This is a genomic window from Burkholderia sp. Bp8963, assembly GCF_003854275.1.
GTDB lineage: Bacteria > Pseudomonadota > Gammaproteobacteria > Burkholderiales > Burkholderiaceae > Burkholderia.
In genome coordinates this window covers 77,003-89,460 of the sequence record NZ_QTQP01000024.1, presented here as the reverse complement: position 1 = coordinate 89,460, position 12,458 = coordinate 77,003, and the positions used below count along the sequence as shown (strand labels likewise).

Genomic DNA, 12,458 nt, shown 5'->3' with positions numbered 1-12,458 from the left:
TCCTCGTGTGGCTTTTGTTTTGGTCATGCAATCACACGGTTGCCGCTGCAAAGAACGGGTCCGCGCGTCTTGCGAAATTCATTGCCGCTGTGGAACACTTACCCGATCCATCGTCGGCGAGCCTGATAATCGTCGAAAATTCCCGTTCCGTATTGCCGGTGCGCAGATCGATACCCGTCGTCGGCACCACCTTTCCGAATTCGAATGCGCTCCAGCCGCGTATCTTGTCCTCGGACTGGCCTTGGTAAATATCGGCAACCGCCTGATGGACGATCGCACCGGCAAATGACGGCGCCGTCAGCCGGATTACCCCGTCCCCGGCGGCCACTTCCAGCCCCGGGCCGAGAATGAAACGCTGCACCGTATCGGCCGACTCGGGGGCGTCGAACGTATCGACCACCACCACCTCGTCGGCATGCCCCACATAGATGTAGCGTTTGTACGTTGCGTCACATCCCTTCACGGCGTACGAACACGCGATCCTGACGCCATCGTCCGATTCCTCGAATCTCTCGATCCGTCCTGACACGGGGCCGAACTTCGACTGGACCTCATGCCGCGGCAGGCCATCGAGCGACGCAGGGACAATGCCGCTATGTCCGGTGGTCGACGTAATGCATCGAGTATACGGGTTGCTCTGATCGTACGAGTAACTCCCCGCATCAATGACGACGTCTACCCCCTTGTATTGCAGATAGATCGACGAATCGTCCATCTGCTTATGCCATTCCGTCCGTCCTCCGCATACCAGCGAAAAATAAAAATCGTCCCGCTTCACCACCGCGAAGCCCGATTCGAAAAAGCAGAACGCGCCGTTCCTGGACGGCAACCCGAGTTCGTATCGAGGCGAATCGCCGATCGGCGGAATCGTCCCGCCCGGAAGCACGCACAGTTCGAGCGCCCCGCCCGCCCGGTCGATCAGAGTGTCGATTTTCCCTCGCAATTCGTCGGCCATGTCGAGCGAGGAAAGCACGGTTCGAAGTTTCCGGTAGAGCGACAGATTGAAATTGTGATATCCGATCGTGTTTTCATTGCACAGTCCATCCCGGTCGAACGAATCGTCGGCCAGCGCAAGAACACGGTCCGCGGCAATCCTGATGTAACCGCGGCCCGCATTATCCGACAAAAGCGCGCTCAAGTAGATAAGCGACGTTGCACCCATCAGCTTGTGATTGCCGACGCCAAGATTGCGGTCGTCCGCGAGCCATTCCGCCCACAAGTGGATTTCGCGCAGCAGTGGCGCTCGAAGCTTCGCAAGTTCCGGAGCCTCGCTTTCTTCTAGCAATTGATGACACGTCAGCAGCACCTTCAGCCGCTCGCTTGCCGAATGATCTGCGGACGGGATGGAGCCCACCATCTGCCGGTTCTCCGGCGACGCATTGAACTCCATGAAGTCGCTGATCAGATCGATCGCCATCCTGCGCGCGGATTCGTCGTTCCGACTCGTCCAGGTCGCGAGCAGACGACCGACATAGGCGAGCGAGAAATACCACATGCGATCGGCGTTCAACGTGAACGTGTGGTTCCACGGAAAGCGCGCCCCGAGGGTGACGCCGATACGCGTCGCTCCCGCCATGAACGACATCTGCGCGACACCGTCCTGCAACCAGTCCGGCGGCAGCGCGTGATAGTCGGTCACCAGACGAACGCGGTCGAGGCTAGACGGACGAGGACTCACCGAGCGCAAGAAATCGTCGGCACTCAGCACCTGTACCTCTGCTGCCTCGGCGTCCGCGAGCGACGCACCGGCAGTCTCACTCACTTTCTCGAGCACGAGGAACCCGTCGCAAAACTCTGCGCTCCACTCGGCCACATCAAAGAACGCCAGCGCACGAAACGCCCCGCCCTTGAAGCCATCCTGGAAGCCGCTGTTTTCGACCGGGCACCCCTTGAAACGTTTGCTCAAATATTCAGCAATGCCATGACCGGTTTCCTCGCTGACCCGGCTCGGAAACGGAACGCCAATAACGGCACCAACCGGCTGCTCAGCCATTGAATTCGTCAGTCCGCGCGACACGAAGTCCACGAATCGCTCGGGAACCGGTGCCTCTATCACCGGGACCGGACGCCCGATCTTGCTCGTCATGTGCTCGAGGGCTCCGTCGATGCCGATCTGTTCGCGCACGAACGACCACTCCGAGAGCCGCAGCTTTTCCTTCTTCCGGCCCTTCTCTTGCGCCGTCGACGCAACAGGGGCATCCGCGGACTCGTCTTGCTGTGCACCATCAATCAGTGCGGGTATCACGCCATCGTAGGCAAGAAAATTCCGCGGGGAAAAGCCGACGCTGCGCCTGAACGTATCAATTCCGCTGTTGGGATCGGCGATGTACATGTAATTCACCGCCTTCACGTGGCGATGATGCTTGATCAGTTCATCGACCACGTGCATCACGTTGAGATTCATCACGCCGTTCGCGATGTGCTCCTTGTGACACAGGATGTGATTGATTTGCGCGATTTCCCCAAACAGGAAGAGGGTGACGTACGACACCAGACGGTCCCCCTGGAATATGCCGACGAACTTTTCGGTATGTATGCCGCAATCCACCGGGCTGCGCGAAATCACGTACTTCGGCGGATTCGAATGGAAATACTCGGGTATCGGCCGCCCTTGCCGCATCGGATCGGACGTCCTGATCTCATAGATATCCTGCCCGAATGCGTCCGGGTCGACGTCCCGGAACTCATAGGCGAGCCGCTGCGCCTTGCGAATCATGTTCCTGGATTTGTCGCCGATCGACTTCAGATACTGATCGAGGGACGCTGGAACGTCGAGAAATGCCGGCTTTGCGCGCTGCAACGATGCAGGAATCAGTTCTCCGGAGCGGGTTTCGACATAGATGTCGTCGCGGCCAAACGCCTCGGTCTGCGAGCGCAGGCTGAAATCGTCCATCGACTCGAACCAGCGATTGCAATGCGCGACGCAGTTGAAACCGCATCCCGATTTCCGTACCAGTAAATTCGCCGACAGCGGGCGTGTTCCATCGGCAGTCAATGCGTGCCATTTTTTCATGACCTTCCTGGCTGCTCCAGGAAACTCGGGCACGGCGGCGTCGCTCATCAGAACCACGTCCTGAAGCACGACCGGCGTGGTCATGTTCCACGGCCGAATCTGGAAGCTGGTGATCTCCGGCACCGCGTCGAACTCGAATTCGATCCGGTCGCCGTTGATGAATGGCAACAGGTACTTGTAATAGCCTGTCGTCGTCTTGATGAAGCCGATCTCTGCTGCCTTGACCTCGGTCAGTTGCTCGCCGGTGATCACGAAGAGCAGGTTCGCTTTTTCCGGTGGCTCCCAGCCGATCGTGGCGGACAAGCGCACCGACGTCTTGCGCTCGATGCTGAGCCCGCCGCTCAGGACCCCGTGCCCGCGATTCAATACAACCTGATCAATCCATGCTTCATTCATAGCGAAACCACGCCGTATTTGTCGATCGCAGGCTCGCACGCCTGCTTCGTATCCATGAGATTTCCATTGGTCATTGCACTCGGATACCGATCAATGCCCGGACACCTTTACCGTTTCGATTTCGTCCGGCCCAGACTGCGCCAACTTGACCAGAAACGCATTGATCGCCTCCTTTGGGGGCGGCTCGTGGCCTTGTGCAAGACTGCCGAGATGCAGAAAGAACCTGTCCTCCAGCCAGCCCCAGTATTCACTTCCCGTGAATGACGGAAGGCTGGCTTTCTCCAGAAACGGTTTCAGATGATGGTCGGTGTGCCAATCCGTGAAATTCTGAAGATAAATCACCCGATTTCCGATGCCTTTGTACGCGTCCCCCAGATCGGCCACGGCGACGCCATCGAGTCTCTTCTGAAGCTCCGCGAGATCGTCGGTGCCAAAACAAACGCGCCCGAAGTTCCGTACGGCCATTTCCTCGAATGCCAGAATCGACGTCTGCGGATTCCATACGAAGGCCGTCGAGTCCGCAAACTTCGTCGACAGATAAAGCGAAGCGAAGCCTCCCCCCGATCCGCCCCAGAACACGAGCCGCTCCGGAGCGAGAACCGAACGGACCTTTCTCGTAATCAGCTCGTACACGTACTGCAGCGGCGTTGTCGACGTACCGACGTGCCATGCGATCGTCAGGCTCGGGTCCAGCAGCAGCGCCGGATCGGAGAATATGAGGATCGAGCTGTTTACGTTGCTCATCATCGATACGCCGCTGAACACCGGCAACTTGAATACTTCGGAACGCGGAGCGTTGCCGTGCAGAAAGCAAAAGAGCGCGGGGCTGCCGCGGTCGACGACCAAAAACTCCAGCAGCAGATCATTGACCGGGACGATATGGGCAGAGCTTTCAAGCATCGGTGCAGCCAGGAACTCGCTAATGCTCGGCCAGATCTTTGGCGGATACCGGCCGGCGTCACGCGAATCCGCGTAACGTTCCGACAGGCCCGCCACTGACGGGCTAGTAAGCGCAACAAAGGATTTGAGTCTCACGAGATCGCTCGCCCCCCAGGTCTGCACATTGAAGTGCACGACACCTGCAAACGCTTCGGCCTGCGAGAACTCCCAATCGATCGAAACGGTTCCCGCCGTCGTGGGGATGTACCTATACCACCATCCGTGATGCGAATGCACGAATCCCATTTGCTTGAGGTCCTCGGGCGGCTCCTCGAACTCCACCCGGACCAGCGCCTGATTGAGTCCTGTTAGCGGTCCGCAATGCAGGTCGAAGCAGAGGGTGAATCGATTCGCCCCCGTGATATCGAGCGAAAATTGCACTCCCGTGTCGGAGAGCAGAATGCCATCCAAGGAGTGATGGCAATTCGGGCTATGTTGCATCATTGTCATTGTTCAGGGCAGCAGATACGTCCACAGACGATCCGAAAACGGCGAGCGATGAGCTCGATCCCGGCAGCGATCCCGAGTTTCCCTGGAGCGTCGTAAATCCGGGACCAGACGCCCCTCGCGCATCCGATCCGGGGTTCGAATCGCGCGATTGTCGCGCGCTGTTCGACCGTCGCTCTCCCGTTCAAGCGCGCGACGCAGCATACCGTCGGCTGGCGCTTGCCGGACACGACACGATCCAAGTATTGTTGGTCCATCTTTCCCCTGCCACGATCACGATCGACAGCGCAGCTCGGTATGTTGCTCGAGCTGCGCGCCGCTGGTTTTCAAGGTCTTGCTACCACCTACACGATCACCAGCACAGGCCACGTCATGTGCATCCAAGCGCCACAGTCAGCAGAAAACCGGTCGTGAAGACAGTTTCGCGACCGGCCCGAATGCGCGTGCCACACTTACCGTCGAGCATGGCCGCACGACTCGTCGGACACGGCGCCCCGATCAATCCCGAAAGCAGGCGATCTCGCGCTCGATCACCAGCTCGTGACCGCTTTGCCGCCGTACGCGGCGCGCCGCTTCGACGCTCATCGCCGCAAACCTGTGCGGGTTTTCGGCCAGGGCCAGCATGCCGTCGGCAATCGCATCCGCATCCTCCTCCGGCGCGAGCACGCCGCAGGATTCGTCAACGAACTCCGGAATCGCCGCAACGCTGTTCGTGACCGGCACGAGGCCCGACGCCATCGCCTCGTCGCGCGAAACGCCTTGCGTGTCCATTCGCGACGGACACAGGAAAATTCCGTATTCCTTATGCAGGTCGGCAATCTCGCCTTGCGTCAGGAAGCGTCGCTCGATCCTGACGTTCGGGAATGCACGAAGCGGCTCGACCGTCTCGTCGAACAGGACGCCATCGCCGACCAGATGGAACTGCATCCCGTCGAAGCCCGGTTTGCCCGAGAGCGCGAGAATCGCCCGCACGCTCAGATCGTTGCCATACACCTTCGACGCATACGGCCGGATCGAAAGCACCTTCTTTCTCAGTTCGACATCCTTCTCGACGTAGTTGAACCGTCTGGTGTCGATCGGATTGTGGATGACGCTGTACGCGTCGTTCGGCAGCACGACCCCGAGATCCTCCATCGCCGTCGTCGCAAGATATTGCGAAACGAAGACGAGATGCAGCGACGCCGGCCGTTCATTCAACACGTCTCGCCAGAATGCGAGACGCTTTTCGCTCTTTGCCGCTGCCGCCGTGCGCTGCTCGGCATCGTCATAGAGGAACGCCCGTCGCTCGAAGCTTTGAATATCGGCACCATGAGCCCACACGACGATCTTCATGCGGTCCGCGTACTGCTTCAGCACCTCCCACATTGCCTCGTCGAGGAAATGGACGAGCACGGAACGGTATCGACCCGTCTCCAGCAATCGGTTCAGGACATCGGCGCCGCCCGTCATGACGTCGATGTTCTCGAACTCCTGGTACTCCGCCATCTGTTCGGCGCGGAAACGGAACACGTCGCTACGCACGCCGCGGTCCCGATAGCCGCGCACCCGGCTGTGCACGAATCCGTTGCGATAGAGATCGTCATACGACGGGTAGTGATTCGTCAGCACGAGGTGCTGCCCTTGCGCGAACACGTCAGCCGGCAGAAGCGACCGGTGGCCGAGCAGCAACGATTGAACGCGCGCGGAGCCGCCCGCATATACGCGCAGACCAAGCCGCAGGTACGCGGTGTTCGCGGGCAGTTCGACATCGTGGTTGCGGTTGGCAGCTTTGACGACGTGGCCGATTCGCGCCTTCGCGCCATCGAGAAACAGCACGGCGATCTGAAGATTCAGGCCGGGCGTGGTTTCCAGATGGAACCGCAAGTGACCATTGTCGACCGAAAGCGCCGACGGCTCGAAATCCCGGTCTGCATACCAGTATTCATGCGTGCCGTCCGGCAGTGCTGAATCGACCTGCAGGCATCCACCGCGCTCGACCATCGACACACGGCTGTTGGCGGGCGCCTTCGTCAGCATTGATGCGAGGTCGCCTCCACGCAGTTGCGGAAGCGCGGCGCTGTCGACCTTCTCCGGCTCGATCGCTTCCGCCCGCTTCTGGATTTCGGCCAGCGTCAAACCCTGGTCGGCCATGACCGCATCGTCGACGGCTGCACGACCGGCGTCATCGAGTGCGACACCGCTGCGGCAGTAGTTGAATTCGTCGACGGCGAAGCCTGCATCGCTCTCGAACTGCGCGGTGTACGGTTCCCTCATCCATTCGCGCAGCGTGACGCTCGGCAACGTATCGAGGCGCGCGATACCGGCTCGTGCCGGCACGCTCTGAACGTGCGTGTACGCCGCTTCGCTGCGGATCAGCGACATGCCCTTGCTGCCCGACCACACATACTGCGCGACCTTGCCGATCGCAAGTGCATTCGAGTAACGCGTGGCCAGTGCGAGGTCGGTCAGGTAGTGCTCACCGTAATGATCGTCCGCGACCATGACCGACAGCCACGCGGCCGGCGACGCGAGCGTCGGCAGCGTCACGGTGTCCGATTCGAGCGCAGACAGTACGCGCACCGTGTCCCCGTTCGGGATCCCCGTCGGGCTGAACTGCTCGGGCACGATGAGCACCAGCGTCTTCGATTCGTATCGCTGTCGCGCGAACGACTGCAGGATGCGATCCGTCTGTACCTGATCCTTTGCATAACCGATCACGACGATCTGCGGCAGCAACGACGGCAAGTTCTCCTCGCTGACCTTCGAGATCACGTAAGCGAGCCGATCCTGATAGGTATGCTCGCGCATCACCTTGCGCAACGCGGCGAGGCGAAGCTTCCGCGTGCCGGCTTCGTCTCCGCCAAGTGCGTCGAGACGCCGCCGGATTTCCGATCCACTATCGCTCGTTACGACCAGGTCGCCGAACATCAGGCGTACACCCCGCGAGAAATTGCTGACCGTGATCGTGTTCGATGCCAGCAACTCGAACACGCGGCGCGCAAACATCGATTGCGACTGCTTGATCGAGTTCAGATTGATCGCGTATTTGTAGCCCTTGTACGCCTTGTCGATTTCCGAATACGGAAGATTGCCGACGATGAACGGCTGATACTCTTCCGGGAACTGGTAACTCGAATCGTTCTTTCCGTAGTTTCTGTCGTAGATCTCGAGCGGTCGATACTCGGGCAGATTCACGATGAAATTGCCGAGATCGCGCGTCCGCTCCGGGTACCGGACGTAATAGGCGCCTGCAAAGCAGAACGCGTCTTTCCGCTCGTACTTCTCGATCGGGTTGTTGACGAAAGGCTGCGCGGCGAACGGCAGCAGATAGACACGCTCGTGTCCAAGCGCGGACTTGTATCGATGAATGCAGTCGATATCCGTCGTGAAGACAAAATCGAACAGCTTCGCAGTCGAGAGGAACGTCTCGAAGTGGACGGGATCTTCCTTGTTCCAGAAGATCGTCGGGATCTTGTGATCGCGGCACCACTGGACGATACCCACGACCTCCTGGCTCATGTGGCCAACCTTGCTGCCCCACAGGTCGTCCTTGCCCCGCCATGCCGATTCGATGAACAGCATGTCCGGGTTGAACGCGCTCAGTTCGGTCTGCCAATGCGTCGGCGTCAGTTGCAGCAAATTGCATTCGGGATCGTACGAACCGAACGTAAACTCGTCCATGATCGCCGCCACCTTGAGCTGCTTCATCCGATGCGCAAGCTGCTGCCCGTTGTCGTCATGCAGCCCCTGCAATCGTGCGCGTGCAGCATCGGCAACATGCTCGACGATTTCGCTTCGCCGCGGGCCGGAAACGCCGGGCACGGCGGGCTTCGCATGCACCGTCTTTTGTCCCTTCAGGCTTTTCTCGTGGCGACGCTGCCTGGACAATTTGTGAATCGCCAACAGCTTGCCCGGCAGCGCGAAAAAGCCGCCCCATGACTTGGTGCCGAATATCAGCGCGTGTCCCAGCTGGAACGACAGCGTGTTCTTGGTGCGCAACACCTGCTGATTTGCGGCGATCACCTGCTGGCGCAGGCGCTCGACATGCGCGTTCGCTTCCGTCAACGCAACCTTGTGACGGACGGCGTCCAGCTTGATGCGCTCGAGATTGGAGACGCCGGCCTTGCTTTCCGACCGCAGGACCGAGAGCGTCGACCTGAGCTCTTGCCGCTCCGCCTCGCGGCTGCCGCGCTCTGCTTGCAGCGCGTCGATTTTTTCCTGAAGCGACGCAAGTCCGTCGGCGTGCAGTTGTTCTTGCTTCTTCGACAGCTCGCTTGCCGCGTCGATGTCTGCGGTCAACTGCCCGATCGTCTCGCTGCGCCGGACGAGTTCGCTCTCGAGCGCGTCGAGCTCGCCAGTCAGACGGCCGATCCGCTCCGTGTGCTCGCGCGCCGTCGATTCGAGCGCGTCGATCGTGATTTCGGTGTCGGCGCGATATTGCTCGAAATCCGTGATTTCGCGCTCGTGCAACGCATTCAATGCGTCGTATGTCGAAGCAAGCTCGGCAATCTTGTGGTTCTGCCGGACGTCGTCCTCCAACCGGCGCGCGAGCTGCTGTTCGAGTTCTGCAGTGTTGCGGCGTGCAGCCTCTTCGACGTCGCGCAGCCTTTGAATCTCCGCGTCCAATTGCGCGATCGTCTCGTCCTGGTTCGAGCGCTCCGCTCGCAAGGCCGCACATTGCTCCGCAAACTGGTCGCATTCCTGTCTCAATGCGGCCGACTCCCGGATTCGCCGGTCCTCGAGATCCGCCAGGGACGTTTTCAGCGCGTCGATTTCCGCGTTGAGCCGAATGATGTCGTTCGACTGATTTCCGCTCAGATTCCGCAGCGTCTCGATCTCTGCCGTCAGATGCGCGCGCTCGCGCCCGGCCTCCGCTTCGGCAGCAAGCTGCGCGACCCGCTGTTTGTTCAGATCGGCTGACAGCTTCTCGGCACGCGACACGAGATTGGCCTGCTTCGCGTTCAGTGATGTCAGTTGTTTCTGTACACGTTCCCGCTCGGCCTGGACACGCCCCAGATCCGCGTCGAGCGTCGATGCACGCAATTCGAGGAGGCGGTTGTCGCCGACCGCGCGCTGGAATTTCGCCTGCGCCTCTTCCAGTTGATGCCGAACTGACGCGGTTTCTTCATGCACTCTTGCCAGCTCCGCCGAAGTGCGCGATTCCAGTTCGGCTGCCCACCGTTGCCAGTCGTCGAGACGCTCCTTGTTGGTCGCATCGGCCTGCTCGGACAACGCTTGCCGAACCGTCAATTCATGTTCGCTCTCTGCCAGGCGCCGTCCATATTCCGACGCTGCGTCCCGCGCTTCGTTCAGCTCGTGGCGCGCGGCGTCCAGTGCGGCCAGATTCTTCTCCATCTGCGCCCTGAGCGCGGCAACGCGGTCCGCCGCACTACGGTGATCGGCGCTCGTCGCGTCGAAACGCTGCTTGATCGCCGCCAGATCCGTTTCGAGCGCGAGCTTGTCGGCGGCCAGATCGGTGACCTGCGACTTGTACAGCGCGACCAGCTCGGTCGCCGAGCGGTACTTGTGGTTGGCGTCGCCAAGCCTCTGCTGCGCCTCGTGCAATTGAAACCCCGTGTGGTAAATACCTTGCGCAACTGCATGACTCAAGCGGGAATGAAACTGCTCGGGCGTCGCATGTTCGTTCGGAACGAACAGATGCGTCGGCGTCGCGTTGAAGGTTTCCCAATACCCGTAGCCGAGCGCTGCGAGATGGTCGGAGACGGCAAAGAACTGACCTTCGTCGAGACACTCGACGTAGATCAGCGGACGGTCCTTTTCCAGGAGGTTCGACGCGCCACGCAGCACGTCCAGCTCCATTCCCTCGACGTCGATCTTGACCAGCTTGACAGGCGCATCGAACGCAAGCGAGTCGAGGGTGATGACATCGATATCACCCTCTCCTACTTTCACGGACTGCGCGCCCAGATTGTCGACGTGAATTTCGGCGAACCGGCCTTTCCCGTTCACCGCACCGACCGCACATTGCCGTACGGTCATGCGCTCGCCGGCCCCGTTCTCGTCGATGCTTCGGCGCAGCGCGTCGCAGAGCTCCGCATTCGGTTCGAATGCGATGACCTCGCTGCCGGACACCATGGCCATGTACAGCGCGTGGTTGCCGATATTCGCGCCGACATCGAGAATCAGTTGCCCGCGCTGCACTCGCGAAGCCATGTCCTCGAGCATCACGTGTTCGTAGGGTCGGCCCTCGCTGTTGATCCTGCCCTGGATATAGTCGGTCGTCGCGTGAGGAAGCAGTATTTTGTAATACGTGCTTCCGACATGCAGATCACAGTAGCTGTCGTCCGATTCGACCTTCACGCTCATACCGACTTCCTTGCCTCGTTATCGTTCGAATTCGCCCGTCCGCCGGCTCGGCCGACGGGCGCTGAAGCCCTCTCAGGCCCAAATACCCTTTGCATCGACGAGCCGCTGGTCCGCACGCAGCTCGGGCTTGATTTCCTTGAAGTGCGCATGGTCCACGAGCATGACGAGCACGTCCGCCTGCTTCACTGCGTCATCCCGCTCCGTCAACTGCGCGCCGAACGCGCCCAGCTCGTTCGGAATCGCTTCGATGTGGGGTTCGACGGCCATGACCTGCCCCGGATAGGCCGCGGCGAGCTTGTGTGCAATGTCGAGCGACGGGCTTTCGCGCAGATCGTCGATATTGGGCTTGAATGCGAGCCCGAGGCACGCGATGCGGATGTCCGACGGCGTCTTGCCGGCCTCGCAGAGCGACTCGATCTGCGCGCGAACCTTGTTGATCACCCAATGCGGTTTCGAATCGTTCACTTCACGCGCTTGTCGGATCAGCCGCGCCTGCTCCGGCGTCTTGTTGACGATGAACCACGGATCGACCGCGATGCAGTGTCCGCCGACGCCCGGGCCGGGTTGCAGGATGTTGACCCGCGGATGGTGATTCGCGATGCCGATCAGTTCCCAGACATTGATGCCGAGCTTGTCGCAGATCAGCGAGAGCTCATTCGCAAACGCAATGTTGACGTCTCGGAACGCATTTTCCGTGAGCTTCGACATCTCGGCGGTACGAGCATCGGTGACCAGCAGTTGCCCCTCGACGAACGTACGGTAGACCTCTTGTGCACGCAGGGCTGACGCATGGTTGACGCCGCCGATCACTCGATCGTTCTCGATCAGCTCCCGGATGACCTGGCCAGGCAGTACCCGCTCCGGGCAGTAGGCAACCCACACGTCGCATTCGTCCCGGTCCTTGCTCGGGAACGTGAGGTCCGGACGCGCGTTCGCCAGCCATTCGACCATTTGTTCGGTCGTGCCGACCGGCGACGTCGATTCGAGAATCACGACGTCGCCTTTCTTCAGAACCGGCGCGATCGATTCGCTCGCGGCCTTCACGTACGACAGATCGGGTTCGTAATTGCCGTGGAAAGGGGTCGGCACGGCGATCATGAAAGCATCGGCGGCTTCCGGACGCGTCGTTGCGCGCAGCCACCCTTCCTTGACGGCGGCATGGACGACGATATCGAGTTCCGGCTCGACGATGTGAATGTCGCCGCGGTTGATCGTGTCGACCGCATGCTGGTCGATATCGACACCGATCACCTTGATCTTGCGCGACGCGAGAACGGCTGCCGTCGGCAAGCCGATGTAACCCAGCCCGATGACGGAGATAGACTGAATGGAATGTTTCACGGGACGTCCTTGATGA

At 60.3% G+C, this 12,458-nt stretch carries 4 protein-coding genes; all 4 read right to left on the bottom strand.

What is annotated here, in order from left to right; genetic code table 11:
• Positions 1-31 precede the first annotated feature (31 nt).
• A complete protein-coding gene (locus DID96_RS20825; protein WP_124601157.1) occupies positions 32-3,409 on the bottom strand; it encodes a heparinase II/III family protein in 3,378 nt (1,125 codons plus the stop codon).
• A 90-nt stretch (positions 3,410-3,499) separates the two neighbouring features.
• Positions 3,500-4,729: a hypothetical protein gene (locus tag DID96_RS20820; protein ID WP_124601156.1), complete on the bottom strand. Its 1,230-nt coding sequence runs from the start codon at positions 4,727-4,729 to the stop codon at positions 3,500-3,502.
• Between the two features lie 564 nt (positions 4,730-5,293).
• On the bottom strand, positions 5,294-11,101 hold the full coding sequence (locus DID96_RS20815) for an FkbM family methyltransferase (RefSeq protein WP_124601155.1): 5,808 nt from the start codon (positions 11,099-11,101) through the stop codon (positions 5,294-5,296).
• Between the two features lie 72 nt (positions 11,102-11,173).
• Positions 11,174-12,442: a UDP-N-acetyl-D-mannosamine dehydrogenase gene (gene wecC / locus DID96_RS20810; protein ID WP_124601154.1), complete on the bottom strand. Its 1,269-nt coding sequence runs from the start codon at positions 12,440-12,442 to the stop codon at positions 11,174-11,176.
• Between the last annotated feature and the right edge of the window lie 16 nt (positions 12,443-12,458).

Excerpts from the sequence above, each read along its gene's own strand:
- DID96_RS20825 (WP_124601157.1), bottom strand. The coding sequence starts at position 3,409 with ATGAATGAAGCATGGATTGATCAGGTTGTATTGAATCGCGGGCACGGG.
- DID96_RS20815 (WP_124601155.1), bottom strand. The coding sequence starts at position 11,101 with ATGAGCGTGAAGGTCGAATCGGACGACAGCTACTGTGATCTGCATGTC.